Here is an 18629-nt window from a genome sequence, read left to right as displayed (position 1 = left end):
GTGAATGCTACGGTGAGCTTTGATCTACTAGTAGAAGAAGGAGCAGTTGCCAATCCGGTGCCGGACACCACAGTAGGACTTACTGTTTGTGATGAAGATGGTACCAACGACGGATTTACAACTTTTGATTTAACACCCTTTGGAGCCATTGTATTGGGAACCACGCAAACAGAACCTGATTATGCCTTAAGTTACTATGAAACACAAGCAGATGCACAAGCGGAACAAAACGCTATTGCCAACCCTGCTAATTACACCAATGCCAACAATCCACAAGAGATTTGGATACGAGTAACTAATACCATCACAGCGAGTCAGTGTGCTTCGCTAAGCATGATTACCTTAACAGTAAATGAGCTTCCGGAGTTGGTGGTAGAAGACGCCTTTATTTGCGTGGATCCGGTAACATTACAACCACTGGGAACCTATACTATTGTGCCAATTATTGACGATGCAAGTTTGTATACGTATGTTTGGTATTTTGATGGAGTTGAAATTGCAGGAGCAACCGATGCAACGTTAACTGTATCCGAAGATGGAAACTATGGTGTAATTGCAACCAATATCGCCACCGGATGTACGATGCTTGCAGCAGAGACTATGTCATTAGTGAACACCTCAGCAGCCATTATCGGCGATGTAACGGTGAGCAACGCTTTCTCCGAAAACCAAATCATCACAGTGAATCTTGCAGGAGGCTTGGGCGACTATGAGTACCAATTAGATTTTGGTCCGTTCCAAGATAGTAATATCTTTACCAATGTATCGGCAGGCGAACACACGGTAACCGTTAGAGACAAGAACAACGGCGGCTGTGATACGGTAAGCACCGTGGCTACAGCCATTAATTATCCGTTATTCTTTACACCAAACGGTGATGGCTTCAATGATACATGGAATATTGTTGGATTAGCGAACCAACCTAACACAAAAATTTATATATTTGACCGCTATGGAAAACTCATCAAACAGATTAGTCCAACTAGCAACGGCTGGGATGGAACTTTCAACGGAAGACCACTACCTTCAACCGATTACTGGTTTACAGTAACCTATGAAGAAGACAGCCAAACCAAAGAATTTAAAGCACACTTTTCATTAAAACGATAACCCGATGAATTTTAAAAAGAAATATTTATTTTTACTATTACTATTTGCACAATTTAGTTATTCACAAGAAGGAATAGCAGTATATTCCGATTATTTAACTGATAATTTATATTTACTTCATCCTTCGATGGCGGGTGCTGCAAACTGTGCTAAACTTAGACTTACAGGCAGAAGACAATGGTTTGATCAAACAGATGCTCCTCAGTTGAATACCGCCAGCTTTAATGGTAGAGTGGGGGATCAATCAGGTTTAGGGGTTATACTTTTTAGCGATAAGAACGGTTACCATTCACAAACAGGTGCAAAATTGACTTATGCCCACCACATCATGTTTTCAAGAAATGAAATTGATTTGAATCAATTATCATTTGGTATTAGTGGTGCTTTGGTTCAAAGTCAATTAGATGAAACTAGTTTTACTGAGTTTGACCCGATCGTTGGTGGAGTTTACCAGAAAGATTCTTATTTTAACCTAGATATTGGTGCTTCGTATTATTACATGGATTTTTATACACATTTCACAGTAAAAAATGCAATGGCTAATGTGCGAAGAGAAATTTATACCGAATTTGAATCGGATAACTTACGAAAGTATTTATTAAGTGCAGGATACTCTTTTGGAGGAGAAAGTATAGTGTGGGAACCTTCAGTACTATTTCAGTTTGTGGACGAAACACAAGAAAAGTCATTTGATGTAAATTTGAAAGTTTATGGTGATATGGAAGATGGTAAAATTTGGGGAGGTCTTTCCTATAGAAGAAGTTTTGACGGTGCACAATTTATTGACGGCGACATAGGTTCGCCCATAAGTGATCAAAAATTACAATACATCACACCGTTCATCGGAATCAACTATAAACAATTTATGTTTGGTTATACCTATTCTTATGTAATGGGAGAAATAAACTTTGATACCGCAGGTTTTCACCAAATCACTTTAGGTATGAACTTGTTCTGCAAACGTGAGAAGTTTGAGTGTAATTGTCCAGCGATTAATTAAATTATTGGTAACAAATAATTATATCCCGCTTCCTATTTTGGTGTCGGGATATTTTTTTTAAATAGTAGTATGCTAATAAAATCTGTTAACGGAAAGAGTCCTAGTATTCCTTCTGATTGTTATGTTGCCGAAAATGCAACGATTGTGGGAGATGTTGTTTTGGGAGTTTCTTGTAGTGTTTGGTTTAATGCGGTGATTAGAGGAGATGTGCACTACATCAAAATTGGAAATAAAGTAAATATTCAAGATGGAGCTATTATTCATTGCACCTATTTAAAACATCCAACAAATATCGGGAATAATGTATCAATCGGTCATCGTGCGATTGTTCATGGATGTACGATTGAAGATAATGTTTTGATAGGAATGGGAGCCATTGTTATGGATAATTGCGTTATCGAAAGTAATTCGATTGTTGCTGCAGGAGCCGTTGTTACTCAAAATACGCGGGTGGAATCAGGTACTATTTATGCAGGGATTCCAGCTAAAAAAGTGAAAGAAATCAATCAATCTGATTTTGCAGGAGAAATTGAGCGAATTTCCAACAATTATGTCATGTATTCCGGTTGGTTTAAAGAAGGGGATGCACTCTAAAAATCTCTGGTATAAATGCAGCGGGAATCAGAAAGAACATTTTGAAGTACTTCCGGAGAGCCATTGGTATAGAATATTTGACTATTTAAAGACGATTTGGCCAATCCAATTGTTTCAGAGAGCACTTTACTAGTTTGCAAAGCTACCGCCTCACCTGAGTCGATTATTTTAATGCTTTTGGGTAGAATTTCCTTGATTTGTGGAACTAAATAGGGGTAATGGCTACAACCCAAAACTAAATAGTCAATATTTGCTTCAATCATTGGTTGCAAATAGGTTTGAAGCAGATTCGTCATTTCTTTCGAATGCATTTGTCCGTCTTCTATTAATTGAACCAAACCGTAACCTACTTGCTCCACAATTTTAGTGTTAGGATAATTGAGGACAGCTTGGTGAAATAAATCGCTGCTAAGTGTTCCTTTGGTGGCTAATATTCCTATACAATTTGTTTCTGAATTACTAGCTGCGGGTTTAATTGCCGGTTCGATACCAATAAATGGGACTTCGAATTTAGCACGGAGTTCTTTGATGGCATTTGTTGTGGCGGTATTGCAGGCAACTACAATTATTTTGCAACCCAATTCTAAAAGTAATTCGGTGTTTTTAAAACTTAGAGCTATTATTTCTTCTTTCGTTTTTATTCCGTAAGGTGCATTTTTACTATCTGCCAAATAAATAGTGCTTTCAAGAGGCATCAACTTATGAATTTCTTTCCATATAGAAGTTCCGCCAACTCCTGAATCAAAAAGACCTATAGGTTTGTTATTAGTCATTAAACAAAAGTAAAAAAAAACTGCTCAGATGAGTGAGCAGTTTTTAAAATAAATTGAAAGATTTAATTAAAATCCTAATTCTTTTTTTACATCAGGAGTTAAATCCGGACCATCGGCCAATAGTAAACCAGCAGAATTTAGAACGTACTGGTAACCTTTTGCTTTGCCCACCTTTTCGATTGCAACCTTTGTTTTTTCCATCAATGGCTTCATTAAATCTTCTTCTTTTTTAGTCAATTCTTTCTGAGCAGTTTGACGGTAATCCTGTATTCTTTTCTCCATGTCTTGAATTTCCTTCGATCGTTCTATATTCATTGCCTCTGTCACAGTTTCAACTTCTTGGTTGTATTTTGCTAGCTTAGCTTGATATTCGTCTACCATCCCTTTAAATTCCTTATCATATACTCCCTGAAGTGTTTCAAGTTGTTTTTGTGCTTGTAACATTTCCGGCATTGCGGCCATAATAGCGTTCGTATCAACATGTGCTACTTTTGCTTGTGCATTAACTTGACTTGTGCTCATAAATACCAAGGCAGCAATTAGTAAAGTTTTCAATTGTTTCATTGTTTTTAAGTTTAATAATTAATTTTCGTTTTTGTTTTCTTCGTTTTTGTCTTTATTCTGATTTAATTTTTCTTCTCTTGCCTTTTTGGCAGCTTCCCTATCGGCGAGTATTTTTTGTTTACGTTCTTCAATTTCTTTTTTCCGATCTTCAATACTTTTCTGTTTGGCTTCTTGAGCTGCTGTGGGTTTTTTTGCTTCTACAGGTTGTGCGGTTTTTTCTTCTGTGGTTCCTGTTGCAGCTTTGTCCTTATTTTCTTCAGTTTTATTTTCTTCTTTTTTATCTGTTTTGATTTCAGTATTCTTTTCAGAAACCGTGCCATTTTTTTTCGCTTCTTTCTCTTCTAGTAATTTTTTCCTTTTTTCTTCAAATTGCAAACGTTTTTGTTCCGATTCTGACTTTCTTGCGGCCACTAAACTATCTCGTGCGGCTTTTTTATCATCAAGTATTTTTTTTCTGGCTGCCAATTCGGGATTGTCATCTACAAAATCTTCTTTAGCTTCTTTAGCATCCATTGCTTTTTGCTCTTTTTTGGAAAGTTGTTCTCTTTTGGAAGAACGTGTGAGAGCTCTAATTACTCGATCACTCAAATCAAATCTTTTATTAGCAAAAAGTATGGACAAATCAGAAGACTTATCAAGTATGAAATCATATTTTTGAGCTTCCGCCAGATCTTGTACAGTTGTAAAAACTTGGTCCTGAATTGGTTTTATCAAAACAGCCTTCTGAGTAACCAAATCGCCCATCGGGCCAAATCTTTTTTGTTGGTAATCGTTTAATTCGGTTTCTAAAAAAGCAATTTCTTCCTCGCGTTCTTCAATTAATTCTTTGGTTAGGAGTACTCGTTCATTTTTAAGTGTTTCCTTAATTAAATTTATTTCGTTTCTTTTAGCATCAATTTCTTGTTTCCACTTTTGAGCTTTAAGTTCTAATTGATTTTTTGCCTCTGTGTAATCAGGTACATTTTGAAGAATATATTCCATATCAATGTAACCCACTTTAACTCCTTTTGTTTGAGCCAAAATAGTTGAGGATAATGCAAGCATAAACACTATAAAAACCGTTTTCTTCATTTCTTCTAAATTATATTGTAAATATAACTTAATTTAACAATTAAAATTGTTGTCCAATTATAAAATGTGTTTCCCATCCATTAGGTTGTACTTGTCCGGGTAGGGCATCAAAGCCGTAACCAAAGTCAATACCTAGCAATCCAAATGCCGGCATAAACACTCGTAAACCCACTCCCGCAGAGCGATATAATAAAAATGGATTAAATTCTTGAAAATTATTATACGATGCACCCGCTTCAGCAAAAGCCAAAGTAAAAATGGATGCCGAAGATTTTAACGTGATTGGATATCTGAGTTCTAATGAGAACTTATTATAAATTGCTCCACCATCTTGACCGGATAAAGAGAAATTTGGATAACCTCTCAACATAATAACTTCTCGGCCATCAAGTGCAAAGTTCGCCATACCATCACCCCCTACATAAAAACGTTCAAATGGAATTAAACCTCGTTCATTGTTATATGCTCCCAAAAATCCAAACTCTGCTAATGATCTTAAAACTAATGCACTTTGCTGTGACCCGGCTATTCTGGTAAACCAATCGGCTCTCATTTTTATTTTGTAATATTCCAACCAGTTAAATCGCTCTTGATCAATTAATGTTTGATCTTCAGCTGCTGCTTGAAAATTATCAACTTTTTCAGGAAATTGGTTTTCTGCGGAAGGGACATCCTTTAAGTAGTCACCACTTTGAACATATTGACCGTTAATGTCAAAGTACGGGTCACCTTTGTGTTTGTATTTATATGCTTCTTGATTTTTTAAATCACCATAATCAATTCCATTAAATGCAGAATAAGGAAGGGTAAATTTCGCTGAAACACTAAACTCTGATCCGTAAATTGGATAGATTGGATTGATTCCTTTATTATTTCTACTTAGTCCAATCGTATAGGCAAGGTTTCGAGCATTTCCATCTGCAAAACTAAATAAAGTTGTATTGTAATTACTCATGTCGTAATATTGAAAACTCAATGATTGAGACAATACAAAAAAGTCATCAGGCACAGACAGTCGTTTTGCAATTCCTGTAGATAAAGTTAAAATGTTAAAATAACTATCTCTGTTAACATTTGCTGTACCGGGTTGGTTCACAAATTGCTTACTATATGAAACTGAAGTATTTAATTGCACGGGTCTTTCACCTCCAAACCAAGGTTCAGAAAAACTCAAGCTATATACTTGAAAAAATTGACTTCCTTGTAGTCGAAGAGACATTCTTTGTCCGTCTCCCATTGGCAATGGATCGTAAGCCTCTTTGTTAAAAATATTCCGAATAGAAAAATTGTTAAAGGATAGCCCAAGCGTACCGATAAAACCACCGCCACCATAACCACCCTGTAATTCGATTTGACTGGATCCTTTTTCAACTAAATTGTATTCAATATCAACTGTTCCTGCTGCGGCATCTACATTTTTGAATTTAGGTTCAATAGCTTCGGGATCAAAAAACCCTAACTGACCAATTTCACGAATGGTTCGAACCAATGCATCTTTACTGTATTTTTCGCCTGGTTTTGTGCGAAGTTCACGGTAAATAACATGGTCGTTGGTTTTGTCATTTCCAACAACAGATATTTTATTAAAGTAGGCAACGGGGCCTTCCATGATTCTAATTTCAAAATCAATCGTGTCATTTTCCGTCCGTACTTCTACGGTGTTGATTGTTGAAAATAAATAACCGTTATTTTGGTAAAGATTGGTGATGTCGTCTGCATCAGGTTTTGTTTTATCAGCGATTCTCTGTTCTAATAAAACGCCATTGTATACATCTCCTTTATTGATTCCTAATACTTGAGACAACCCTTGATCGGTGTATATTGTGTTTCCTAAAAATTTAATATCTCCAAAGTAATATCTTTTTCCTTCTTCAACATTCAGTTTAATGGTAACCATGTTGCTATTATTATCAAACCCAACAGAATCTGATAGAACACGGGCATCACGGTAACCAAATTCTTTGTATTTATTGACTATACTTACTAAGTCTTCTTTGTATTTGTCTTTGATAAATTTTGACCCTTTCCAGAAACGACCAAATTGTTTTACTTTGGTGTTTTTCATGGCTCCTTTTACAGCATTGTCGGATAGTTTGTCATTTCCATCTATGACAATTTCTTTAATTTTAACCTTGGAGCCTCTATCAACATTTACAACCATTTTTACTTCATTGTTAGCTGTGGTATCAGGGATAGTGTTTATAACAACTTTTGTGTTATAAAATCCATCTTTTTTGTATTTATTTTCAATGTAGTTTTTGGTTGTTGTAATTAAGTTTTCATTTACAATGGTGCCGATTGACAATTTTGTTTCTTTGAGTATTGTCTCTTTTTTAGATTTGCTTAAACCATTCAATTTTACTTCGTTCAATTTTGGAAGTTCAATGATGTTTAATTCTAAAAAGATAGTGTCTCCGCGAACTTCTGTCATGTACAAATCGATATCGCTAAAAAGCCCAAGTTTGCCTAATTTTTTGATAGAGTTGCTAATTTCTTCGCCCGGCACAATGATTTTTTGACCAGGTTCCAAACCAGCATAAGTGATTACCGTTTGTTGATTAAAACTAACTTTTCCGGTAACGGTAACATCTCCAAGTATGTATTGTGTTCCTCTACTAAAGGCTTTTCGCTCTTGAGCGTTTCCTAAAAAAATACTACCAAAAAGTAGAAATATATATAAATACGACGTTTTAATTGACACTAACTTAAGATTTAATTTGTTCGCTTGTTTTTCCAAACCTTCGCTCTCTTTTTTGATAACTAATAATGGCTTCATATAAATGATTTTCTGTAAAATCAGGCCAAAGCACATCGGTAAAGTACAATTCTGCATAGGCAATTTGCCATAATAAGAAATTGCTGATTCGATGTTCTCCGCTTGTTCTGATTAACAAATCTACCTCAGGTAAATTGTGCGTGTAAAGATGTTGATTTATAATTGATTCATCAATAGTTTCTGTTGAAATTATATTATTTTTAACTTTATCACTTATGGCTTTTACCGCTGATATCAATTCCTCACGGGATCCATAGCTCAATGCTAAAGTTAAAGTCATTCGATTATTTTCTTTGGTTTTGTTAAGAACTTCTAAAAGTTCGCTCTGAGCATTTTTTGGAAGTTTGTCCAAATTGCCAATGGTATTTAATTTTATATTGTTTTCGAGTAGGGTAGGGAGCTCCTTTTTTAAAGACTTTATTAATAAGTTCATTAAAGTATCTACTTCAAATTTCGGGCGGTTCCAATTTTCGGTTGAAAAAGCATATAATGTCAAGTTTTGTATCCCTAGTTTAGCCGATGCTTCGACCACTTGACGCACAGATTTTGTTCCATTTTCGTGGCCCATCACTCGTAAAAGGCCTTGTTGTTTTGCCCAACGACCATTGCCGTCCATGATGATGGCCAAATGTTTTGGAAGGTTTTCCTTTTGTATGGATTCTGATAAGCTCATAACTATTGTGGGCAAAAACATGGATTTTGACCGAAGGTATACGTTAATGTTAATCCGGTAAATACATACCAGTCATTGCTATTACTATTGCCAAACTTTAAATCGCCGTAATCACCGTTTGAAGGATTACTTCCATCTAAATTGTCGGTAAAAGTATAACGAATGCCCACTTCGGCACCTAAAATTAAGCTGTGTGTGATTCGTGCTTTTAGCCCTACCACCATTGGAATTGCCATTCCATTGTCATTGCCATCTTTAACCAATTGATCATTTAAAAAATAGTTATCATTATAGGTAAAATAATTTAATCCTGTAAAAATATATGGAGTCATTTGGGTATTTAATTGATGTAAATCGAAGTCAAAAAAATTGAATTCAATTCCGGCAGAAAACTCATTGATGGTATTTTCAAAAGCATAACCCCGATCTTTTCTATTTGCCGCTTCTGAATCGAGGTCGCTAGAACTTATTTTTGCATACGTATAACTGAAACGATAAGCATGGCGTGTACTTCGGTTCCACTTATACAAAATTCCTATAGCTAAATCTTGTGGAGCAATGTAAGTGGTTGGACCAATATCGCCTATGTAATTGCTTCCTCCAACAAAAACACCAGCCTCATTAATCTGAGCCACGGCAGTTGAACTTGAAAGGATTAATACTAGCAAAATAAATACTCTATTCATTGGTTTAAAAATAGCGTGCAAATATAACAATTATGACTAGTTTACAGTCAAATAATTACTTTAAATGACAAATTATATTCAAAAAACGCAAATAAAAGAGAGCTAGTATTGAGGAGACCAATTAAAAACAAGTATTTATTTTTAATTCCTTTTGTCAACTCCCCAAAGAAGTTTATTTCGGAGGGTTTTTAAAAAACTTTCTTCCTGAATTTCAATCATATTTATTTTGAAAGGAGTTTTTCTGATAGTTAAGATGGTGTCTTCATTAAAGGAGGTCATTCGGCTGTCTAACGATACTAAATATTGAGGTTCTCTGGCAGAAACTTTAATTTTGATTACCGTTTTATCCGGTATTACCAGCGGCCGTGCATTCAAATTGTGTGGAGCTATCGGTGTGATAACTATACTTTTTACTTCCGGTGTTAATACAGGCCCGCCACAACTTAATGAATATCCAGTAGATCCGGTAGGTGTTGAAATAATTAAACCGTCAGCCCAATAGGAAGTAAGGTATTCTCCGTCAAGAGAAGTTTCAATGGAAATCATTGCCGTTGTTTCTTTTCGACTAATAGCAATTTCATTCAAAGCAAAATTAATGTCTTTCAGATTCGGATTTTTCGGCGAACTGTCCAAACTTAGTAATGTTCTTCTGGAAAGAGTGTATTTTTTATCCAAAATCAACTGTAAAAAGCTTTCGATATTTTCTTTTTGAACTTTCGCTAAGAACCCTAAACGACCTGCGTTTATACCCAAAATTGGAATGCCGGTATCTCTAATAAATGTAGCTGCTCTCAAAATAGTTCCGTCACCGCCAATACTAATCATTAGATCAAAACTATTGTCCAAGTCTTTATAAGAAGAAAAAGTTTTGTAAGTCCTTTTCAATATTTCTTCCCGATACAGAATGTCAAGAAATTCTTTTTCAATAAAAAGTTCGACTTTATTATTAAAAAAAACAAAGATATCTCTGATAATGGGTCGGGTATCGTTTTGATAAAACTGTCCGTAGATGGCAACTTTCATTACAGTTATATATTTAAGTATTTGTCCAAATAATCTGAACGTTCCTTTAAGTTATTTAAATAGGAATCTTCCTGATGATCGGAAATAATCTCATAATTGTATCTTCTGAAGGTTTGAATGATTTCATTCATTCCGCCCAATGAAATTTTAATAGTAATTTGAACGTGTTCGGTAGTTGCTTCTGAAATAAAAAGGCCTAAAATTTTACCATTATTGGTCTCAACAATTTGTGCTACCTGACTCATAGAAAAATCTTTAATTGACTTTTCCACTATTATAATTCCTCCTTGCTCTCGTAAAAAAGGAGTTTCTGCAAAAAATTGAACAATATCATTCAATTCGTAATACCCAACATATTTATTGGTTTCGTCTAAAACCGGAATTAAATTGGTGCGATTTTGAGCAAAAACCTCTAAAACATCCAGCCAAATCATGTTTGATCGGGCAAAAAAACCTTCCAAAGTATATTTGTAATCTTTTGGAGTTTTGTTCAAATCAAATGTTACAACATCATCTGCAGCGATACTACCAATGTAGATTCCTTCGTCAAGTACTGGAAAATGCGAAAAAGTTAAATCAGCAAAGAAGTCCTGTATGAATGCAATCGATTGATTGCTTTCAAAAGGTTTAAAGTCGTTGTTGATATAATTTGTTATGTCTAGCATCTAAGGCAATAATTTGTTGCAAAATAATCAAAAAATACAATAAAACCGCTTGTTTTACTTTGTATTTTTGCATTTCGGTTTTAAACTTATTTTAAAAAACTATGACAAAGTTAAGTGTAAATATCAACAAAATTGCAACGCTCAGAAATTCTCGTGGCGGAAACATGCCAAATGTGCTGCAAGTTGCCAAAGATGTTCAGAAATTTGGAGCTCATGGCGTAACGATACATCCAAGACCGGATGAACGACATATCCGTTATCAAGACGCAAGAGATTTGAAACCAATTGTGTATACGGAATACAATATTGAGGGAAATCCCGTGCAGAAGTTTATTGATTTGGTATTGGAATTGCAACCTACGCAAGTGACTTTGGTTCCCGATGCAGACGATGCATTGACCTCCAATTTCGGGTGGGATACGATAAAAAATAAAACATTTTTGGCCGAAGTTATTCAAGAGTTCAAACGAAATAATATTCGCACTTCTATTTTTGTGGATCCGGTTCTACATATGATTGAAGGAGCAAAAGGAACAGGTACCGATCGCATTGAGTTGTATACCGAACATTTTGCCCATCAATACGGATTGGGGAATAAAGCCGGAATAAATTCGTACGTTGAAGCAGCTGTTTTGGCCAGTCAATTGGATTTGGGAATCAATGCAGGACATGATTTGAGTTTGGATAATATTCTTTTTTTCAAAGAAAACATTCCCGGACTTCTTGAAGTTTCTATTGGTCATGCATTAATTTGTGAATCGCTGTATTTAGGAATTGAGAATGTGGTGAACATGTATTTGCATAAATTGAAATAGGGGCAGGTCGCGACCTGTCCGTCCTGATTTTGTTGGAATTTGGAGTTTGGAATTTTTAATTTAAAAGTATGTTGTATTCAAAAATAGAAGGGATCGGAAAACCATTACTCATTCTTCACGGATTTTTGGGAATGTCGGATAATTGGAAAACGTTGGGATCGCAATTTGCCGATTTGGGTTATCAAGTGCATATGTTAGACTTGCGAAATCACGGTAGAAGTTTTCATGCAGATGCATTCAACTACGAAGTGATGATGGAAGATGTAGTTGCGTATGGTAAATTTCATAATTTGACAGCGATTTCAATTATCGGACATTCGATGGGAGGAAAAACAGCAATGTTTTTAGCAACAAACCATTCGGAATTAGTTGATAAATTAATCGTTGCAGACATTGGACCAAAATATTACAAACCGCACCATCAAGATATTTTAGCTGGATTGAATGCTGTAGATTTTTCTGAAAAACCCGATCGAAATCAAGTGGAAGAGGTGTTGAAAAAATATATTCCTGATTTTGGAACCCGGCAATTTTTGATGAAAAGTTTGTATTGGAAAGAACCGGGTCAATTGGCGTTCCGATTTAATTTGGACTCATTCAATGCCAATATTGAACATGTTGGCTCAGCTATACCTGAAAATAAGCTATTTGAAAAGCAAACCCTTTTTATTAGAGGTGGAAATTCCAGATATATTTTAGATATAGATTTAGAGCAGATCAAAACTCATTTTCCAAAAGCAACTTTAGAAACGATTCCCAATGCGGGACATTGGTTGCATGCCGAAAATCCAAAAATATTTTTTGAAATTGTTCAACAATTTTTAAAGTCTTAGATTTTATTTGTATTTTTAACCTAAATAAAATCAATAAATTATGAATTTAATCATTCGAATCGTAGTCACTGCAGTACTAGTTGTTCTTTTAGCTAACATTCTTCCCGGAGTTGACGTAGCTGATTATACGAGTGCCATTTTGGTAGCAATTGTTTTAGGCTTGCTTAATATTTTTGTCAAGCCTATTTTAGTTATTTTAACACTGCCAATTACTGTAGTCACTTTTGGCTTGTTTCTTTTAGTAATTAATGCACTGATCATTCAGTTTGCAGGATCAATTGTGAGTGGTTTTGTAGTCACCTCTTTTTGGTATGCCATGTTGTTTAGCGTAGTGCTTTCCATTGCTCAGTCAATCGTTTACGGATTGACCGGTGGTGAGAAAGGGTAAAGGTTATTTTTAAAACTTAAAATACAACAAATTAATTGGTTGGGTTGTGAAATTTTTATAATTTTGCAACCCAATTTTAGTAGCAAAAAAATAGAGAAATGAATATTACAAAAACGAATGTTGATGAACTAAATGCAGTAGTAACTGTGCCTGTTTCGAAAGAAGATTATTCCGCTAAAGTGCAAAAAGTTTTAGCAGATTATCGTAAAAATGCTTCGATTCCTGGTTTCAGAAAAGGTGCGGTTCCTATGAGTTTAATCCAAAAACAATATGGTAAAGCAGTATTGTTGGAAGAAGTAAACAAAGTATTGCAAGAGAAATTAAACAACTACTTAGTTCAGGAAAAATTAGATATACTTGGTAATCCACTTCCAAAAGTTTCCGGTGATTTTGATTGGGATCAGGAAGATTACACATTTGATTTCCAGTTAGGTTTGGCTCCTCAATTTACAGTTGATTTAGCAGCAAAAAATAAAATTACACATTTTAAAATCGTAGCAGATGATAAAATGTTGAATGATCAAGTGGAACGAATTCAAAAACAATACGGGAAACTAATTTCAAAAGACACCGTTGAAGAAGGAGATGATTTGAAACTGACTTTTGTAAACGAAGCAAACGGAATTAATAATACCACTAGCTTGTCTTTGGATGTTTTTAAAGATAAAAAAACGGCAAAAAAATTCATTGGAAAAAAAGTAGGTGATGTGGTGGAAGTTTCTACCAAAGGACTTTTTGATGACGATCACCAATTGATGGATTATCTAAAAGTAGATCATGCTATCGTTCACGGTTTAGACATAAATGTTACCGTAACAATTGATGGTGTGACAACCAGTGAAAAAGCGGAATTAAATCAGGAATTATTCGATAAATTATTTGGTGAAGGTGTTGTTTCTTCAGTTGAGGGGGTAAAAGCTAAAATCAAAGAAGATGCGGAGAAACAATTTGTTCAACAAGCCGATCAAAAATTCTTGAATGATGTAACCGAGTTTTTATTGGAAAGCACTTCGTTTCAATTACCTTCTGAGTTTTTAATCAAATGGTTACAAAATTCAGGAGAGAAGCAATTAACCGAAGCTGAAGCAAGAGCAGAATTTGCAAAATCGGAGAAAGGATTGCGTTACCAATTGATTGAAGGTAAAGTGATGACGGAAAATCAATTGCAAATTACTTTTGAAGATTTGAAAGCCTATACTTCAGAGATGATCAAAAAGCAAATGGCTCAATTTGGTCAGATGAATCCAACACAGGAAGATATCGACGGAATCGTAGCCCGAGTAATGTCTAATCAAGACGAGGTGCGACGTTTATCTGAACAAGTAATGAACGAAAAAATGCTGAATCTTTTCAAAGAAAAAGTAAAAGCAAAAACAAAGGAAGTATCCTACGAACAGTTCGTTAAAGAAATGTACGGAGAATAAATTTTGCAAAAAAAATAGTATCTTTGAGCGTCAAATCTAGGTTTGACGCTTTTTTATTCTGAACTTGATTCGGAATAAGCTGTCATTCTGAACTTGCATGTGCTGATTTTAGATCAGTATTTCAGAATCTAAATTTAAAATTTATCTAAAAACCTTAAGTAGTAGTATATGAACATAGGAAAAGAATTTAAAAAATTTGCAACCAAACATCACGGTGTAAATAGTATGTATTACGATAAAATCGTAAGTGGAATGACTCCCTATATTATTGAGGAACGTCAAATGAACGTTTCACAATTGGATGTTTTTTCACGATTAATGATGGACAGAATCATCTTTATGGGAACAGGAGTTGATGATTATGTAGCCAACATTATTCAAGCACAATTATTATTTTTAGAAAGCGTTGATGCTTCTAAAGACATTCAAATTTACATCAACTCACCGGGCGGAAGCGTTTATGCAGGTTTAGGAATTTACGACACCATGCAATACGTAAAACCTGATGTTGCTACAATTTGTACAGGAATGGCCGCTTCAATGGGTGCTGTATTATTATGTGCAGGAGCGGCAGGTAAGCGTTCGGCTCTACCACATTCAAGAGTAATGATTCACCAACCATCCGGCGGAGCACAAGGTGTTGCTACAGATATGGAAATCAACTTACGCGAAATGTTGAAGTTGAAAAATGAATTATATGAGATCATTGCCACACATTCGGGTCAAACTTTTGAAAGAGTGCACAAAGACAGTGAGCGTGATTATTGGATGATTGCTGATGAAGCAAAAGAATACGGAATGATTGATGAAGTTTTAAGAAGAAAATAAAGTAGTTACAGGTTTCAGGTTTAAAGTTTCAGGTTGCTCCAAAACTTGAAACTTGAAACTTAAAACTTGAAACTTCAAACAAAAAATAATGGCAAAAGCACAATTAGAATGTTCGTTCTGCGGACGCAAGAAATCTGAAACCAATTTGTTGATTGCAGGCATTGATGCACATATCTGCGATAAGTGTATTGAGCAAGCACACGGAATTGTTTTGGAAGAACTAAAACAAACCAAAAACACAAAAGGGGGAACGGATTTGGTATTAAAAAAACCAAAGGAAATCCGAGCCTTTTTAGATCAATATGTGATTGGTCAAGACCAAACCAAAAAAGTATTGTCAGTTGCTGTTTATAATCACTACAAACGTTTGATGCAGCAGAAACACGACGATGAAGTTGAAATTGAAAAAAGCAACATATTAATGGTGGGACAAACCGGTACCGGCAAAACATTGGTAGCAAAAACCATTGCTAAAATGTTGAATGTGCCACTCACTATTGTTGATGCAACTGTTTTGACAGAGGCCGGTTATGTGGGCGAAGATGTGGAAAGTATTTTAACACGTTTACTTCAAGTAGCTGATTATGATGTTGCCAAAGCTGAACGCGGTATTGTATTTATTGATGAAATTGATAAAATTGCCAGAAAAAGCGACAATCCATCCATCACTCGTGATGTTTCCGGAGAAGGCGTTCAACAAGCCTTGTTGAAACTTTTGGAAGGAACGGTTGTAAATGTACCGCCAAAAGGAGGTAGAAAACATCCTGATCAAAAATTTATTGAAGTCAACACACAAGATATTTTATTTATTGCAGGGGGTGCATTTGATGGAATTGAACGGGTTATTTCTAAGCGTTTGAATCGTCAAGCAATGGGTTATTCGGCATCGGCTAGCGAGGATAAAATTGACAAAGAAAACTTGCTTCAATATATTATTCCGAAAGACGTAAAAGATTTTGGTTTAATACCTGAAATCATTGGTCGATTACCAGTTTTAACACACATGGATCCTTTGGATCGAGCGACGCTTCGATCAATTTTAACGGAGCCTAAAAATGCCTTGGTGAAACAGTATCAGAAGTTGTTTGCAATGGATGAAGTGGAATTTAGCATTACGGATGACGCTCTTGATTTTATCGTAGACAAAGCCTTGGAGTATAAATTAGGAGCGAGAGGACTACGTTCGCTTTGCGAAGCGATCTTAACCGATTCGATGTATGATTTACCGAGTTCTGATGAAAAAGTATTGCATATTGATAGAGATTATGCCGAACATTCGTTAGATAAAAATTTATTGAAGCGATTGAAAGCAGCTTCTTAAAAAAAGACATTAGCATAAAATTAAAAATCCTGAAATAGTTGTCTCAGGATTTTTTTTATGCTGTATCTTTCTGTGATTTTACTTCCTTTTTTGCTTCGCAACGTCGGTTCGGACCACAGCCTAATCGTTTGGGTCCAAAGGAATAGAGTGCTGCAAAAACAATAAGAAGAAGAATTTTTTCATATTAGGATTGTTCAATTAATTGCAGACGTTTCAAGTATTCTAAATACGTTCGCTCGTTTGAAAGTCGCGGTATTTTATGTTGACCACCTAATTTATCATGTTCTTTTAACCAATCGTAAAATAAGTTAGGCCGGGCTACATTTATAACTAACGGATTTAAAGTCATGTTATTATATCGCTTAGCTTCATAATCAGAATTTAACGATTGCAATGTTTGATCTAAAATAGTTGTAAAGTGAGTAATATCCATTGGAGGATTTGAAAATTCGATCATCCATTCATGAGCTCCTTTTTGTTTTCCATCCATAAATATCGGTGCAACTGTATAATCTACAATTTGACAGCCTAATTCCAAACATGTTTTTGAAAGAGCCTGATCGGTATTTTCAACAATTAATTCCTCGCCAAAAACATTAATATAATGTTTCGTTCTACCCGAAACTCTTATTCGGTAAGGGTTCAAGGAAGTGAATCGCACGGTGTCTCCTATTAAATACCGCCACAAACCTGAATTCGTTGTAATTACTATCGCATAGTTTTTAAACAATTCAACTTCAGCCAATCGAATCGCCTTTTCTTCGGGAGTTCCGTAGGTGTCCATTGGAATAAATTCATAAAATATCCCGTAGTCAAGCATCAATAATAATTCATTCGAATTATTTAAATCCTGAATAGCAAAAAAACCTTCGGAAGCATTATAAATTTCGTAATAATTAAAATCCGATTTTGGAAATAGCTTTTTGTATTGTTCCCGATACGGGTCAAAACTCACGCCGCCATGAAAATATACCTCTGCATTGGGCCAAACTTCTAATAAATTATTTTTGCCTGTTTCTTCTAAAACTTTATTAAGTAAAACTAACATCCATGAAGGAACACCTGCCAAGCTGGTAACATCTTCTGCAATGGTTTCTTGCACGATGGCCATCAGTTTTACTTCCCAATCGCCCATTAACGAAACGCGGTTGCTTGGGGTAGAACTGAATTCAGCCCAAATAGGCATATTATCAATTAAAATCGCTGATAAATCGCCAAAAAAAGTATTGTTGTCCTCATATAATTCTTTACTACCGCCCAAACGTAAACTCTTACCAACAAATAATTGCGAATCTTCATTATTGTTTAAATACAAACTGAGCAAATCTTTGCTTGCTTTATAGTGGCAGTTTTCCAACGCTTCACTGCTTACAGGAATGAATTTACTTTTGGCATTGGTCGTACCGCTTGATTTTGCAAACCATTTAATAGAAGTAGGCCAAAAAATATTTTGCATTCCTTTTCGGGTTTGCTCAATCATGGGCTCTAAATCTTCATAGGTTGAAACTGGTACACGTTCCGAAAAAGTTTGGTAGTTTTTGATTGAGTTGAAATCGTATTGTCTGCCAATAAAAGTGTTTTCAGACGTTTTTAACAAAGAAAAGAGTAATTCCTCTTGCACTTCGTTCGGGTATTTCATAAACAATTCAATCTGATGGATTCGTTTTTTTAAAATCCAAGAGGCAATAGAATTGATTATTGGTAGAGGCATTGTTAGTAGAGTGTTTTGTTTGACTTTTCTGAAACTATCGAATAGGTTTCATTTTTACCAAAAATAAGAATTTTTTATAAATCTTTAATTCTAATTTCAATTTTCATCGATTATAACGAATTGTGTTAAAAGTAACTAAATTACATATTTTGCTTATTGATTTAGTGAATAAAATAATTAAAAAAACTCTAGATTCACTGACAATTATCATCTTTTTAGTTTTTTTTCTCCCCGAAATTTGTACCATAAATTAAAACCTCCAAAATAATGAAAAATTTAGTAAGAACAATTTCAAAGGCATTTTATGTGTTTTTAATGATCATGACCGTTTCAGGTTTTGCTCAAAAAGCATATACTTTAGATGCTAAACCTTT

Annotated in this window: 18 protein-coding genes; 9 read left to right on the top strand and 9 right to left on the bottom strand. The window is 35.0% G+C overall.

What is annotated here, in order from left to right:
• From ACIQ2S_RS03895 to ACIQ2S_RS03885, 3 genes are all read left to right on the top strand, one after another.
• On the top strand, positions 1–1110 hold a 1110-nt coding region (locus tag ACIQ2S_RS03895), incomplete at its 5' end, for a T9SS type B sorting domain-containing protein (RefSeq protein WP_396172918.1).
• Between the two features lie 4 nt (positions 1111–1114).
• Positions 1115–2110, top strand: coding sequence for a type IX secretion system membrane protein PorP/SprF (locus ACIQ2S_RS03890; protein ID WP_396172914.1), 996 nt, complete (start codon positions 1115–1117; stop codon positions 2108–2110).
• Positions 2111–2179: 69 nt separating this feature from the next.
• The gene (locus tag ACIQ2S_RS03885) at positions 2180–2704 is read left to right on the top strand and encodes a gamma carbonic anhydrase family protein (protein ID WP_396172910.1); all 525 of its coding nucleotides are present in this window, start codon (positions 2180–2182) and stop codon (positions 2702–2704) included.
• Here ACIQ2S_RS03885 and murI read toward each other — a convergent pair.
• The 8 genes from murI to ACIQ2S_RS03845 all read right to left on the bottom strand — a co-directional run bounded on the left by murI (position 2701) and on the right by ACIQ2S_RS03845 (position 10935).
• Positions 2701–3477 carry a glutamate racemase gene (gene murI, locus ACIQ2S_RS03880; RefSeq protein ID WP_396172906.1) on the bottom strand — a complete coding sequence of 259 codons (777 nt, stop codon included), beginning with the start codon at positions 3475–3477 and terminating at the stop codon, positions 2701–2703. The genes ACIQ2S_RS03885 and murI overlap by 4 nt on opposite strands.
• A gap of 66 nt (positions 3478–3543) precedes the next feature.
• The gene (locus ACIQ2S_RS03875) at positions 3544–4041 is read right to left on the bottom strand and encodes an OmpH family outer membrane protein (protein ID WP_396172902.1); all 498 of its coding nucleotides are present in this window, start codon (positions 4039–4041) and stop codon (positions 3544–3546) included.
• An 18-nt stretch (positions 4042–4059) separates the two neighbouring features.
• A complete protein-coding gene (locus ACIQ2S_RS03870; RefSeq protein ID WP_396172899.1) occupies positions 4060–5112 on the bottom strand; it encodes an OmpH family outer membrane protein in 1053 nt (350 codons plus the stop codon).
• A 40-nt stretch (positions 5113–5152) separates the two neighbouring features.
• The gene (locus tag ACIQ2S_RS03865) at positions 5153–7888 is read right to left on the bottom strand and encodes an outer membrane protein assembly factor (protein ID WP_396172897.1); all 2736 of its coding nucleotides are present in this window, start codon (positions 7886–7888) and stop codon (positions 5153–5155) included.
• Positions 7818–8561 (bottom strand): isoprenyl transferase, encoded by a 744-nt coding sequence (locus ACIQ2S_RS03860; RefSeq protein WP_396172921.1) that lies wholly within the window; start codon positions 8559–8561, stop codon positions 7818–7820. The genes ACIQ2S_RS03865 and ACIQ2S_RS03860 overlap by 71 nt, the downstream gene beginning before the upstream one ends.
• 2 nt (positions 8562–8563) lie before the next feature.
• Positions 8564–9247 carry a DUF6089 family protein gene (locus ACIQ2S_RS03855; protein WP_396172894.1) on the bottom strand — a complete coding sequence of 228 codons (684 nt, stop codon included), beginning with the start codon at positions 9245–9247 and terminating at the stop codon, positions 8564–8566.
• 141 nt (positions 9248–9388) lie between these two features.
• Positions 9389–10270: an NAD kinase gene (locus ACIQ2S_RS03850; RefSeq protein WP_396172892.1), complete on the bottom strand. Its 882-nt coding sequence runs from the start codon at positions 10268–10270 to the stop codon at positions 9389–9391.
• A gap of 5 nt (positions 10271–10275) precedes the next feature.
• Positions 10276–10935: a CBS domain-containing protein gene (locus ACIQ2S_RS03845; protein WP_396172890.1), complete on the bottom strand. Its 660-nt coding sequence runs from the start codon at positions 10933–10935 to the stop codon at positions 10276–10278.
• 101 nt (positions 10936–11036) lie between these two features.
• Between ACIQ2S_RS03845 and ACIQ2S_RS03840 the strand changes: the two genes are divergently transcribed.
• From ACIQ2S_RS03840 to clpX, 6 genes are all read left to right on the top strand, one after another.
• Positions 11037–11750, top strand: coding sequence for a pyridoxine 5'-phosphate synthase (locus ACIQ2S_RS03840; RefSeq protein WP_396172888.1), 714 nt, complete (start codon positions 11037–11039; stop codon positions 11748–11750).
• Between the two features lie 68 nt (positions 11751–11818).
• A complete protein-coding gene (locus tag ACIQ2S_RS03835; RefSeq protein ID WP_396172886.1) occupies positions 11819–12583 on the top strand; it encodes an alpha/beta fold hydrolase in 765 nt (254 codons plus the stop codon).
• 40 nt (positions 12584–12623) lie between these two features.
• Positions 12624–12971 carry a phage holin family protein gene (locus ACIQ2S_RS03830; protein ID WP_396172884.1) on the top strand — a complete coding sequence of 116 codons (348 nt, stop codon included), beginning with the start codon at positions 12624–12626 and terminating at the stop codon, positions 12969–12971.
• Positions 12972–13069: 98 nt separating this feature from the next.
• Positions 13070–14395 carry a trigger factor gene (tig, locus tag ACIQ2S_RS03825; RefSeq protein WP_396172882.1) on the top strand — a complete coding sequence of 442 codons (1326 nt, stop codon included), beginning with the start codon at positions 13070–13072 and terminating at the stop codon, positions 14393–14395.
• A 168-nt stretch (positions 14396–14563) separates the two neighbouring features.
• Complete coding sequence (clpP, locus tag ACIQ2S_RS03820; RefSeq protein ID WP_396172880.1) at positions 14564–15223, top strand: ATP-dependent Clp endopeptidase proteolytic subunit ClpP; 660 nt, start codon at positions 14564–14566, stop codon at positions 15221–15223.
• An 88-nt stretch (positions 15224–15311) separates the two neighbouring features.
• Complete coding sequence (gene clpX, locus ACIQ2S_RS03815; protein ID WP_396172878.1) at positions 15312–16544, top strand: ATP-dependent Clp protease ATP-binding subunit ClpX; 1233 nt, start codon at positions 15312–15314, stop codon at positions 16542–16544.
• A 184-nt stretch (positions 16545–16728) separates the two neighbouring features.
• Here the strand turns inward: clpX and ACIQ2S_RS03810 are convergent, their stop codons facing one another.
• On the bottom strand, positions 16729–18255 hold the full coding sequence (locus ACIQ2S_RS03810; RefSeq protein ID WP_396172876.1) for a GH3 auxin-responsive promoter family protein: 1527 nt from the start codon (positions 18253–18255) through the stop codon (positions 16729–16731).
• Between the last annotated feature and the right edge of the window lie 374 nt (positions 18256–18629).

Origin of the sequence: Flavobacterium sp. (assembly GCF_044371705.1) — a bacterium.
In the GTDB taxonomy this organism is placed as follows: domain Bacteria; phylum Bacteroidota; class Bacteroidia; order Flavobacteriales; family Flavobacteriaceae; genus Flavobacterium.
This window is presented reverse-complemented; position numbering and strand designations above follow the sequence as displayed.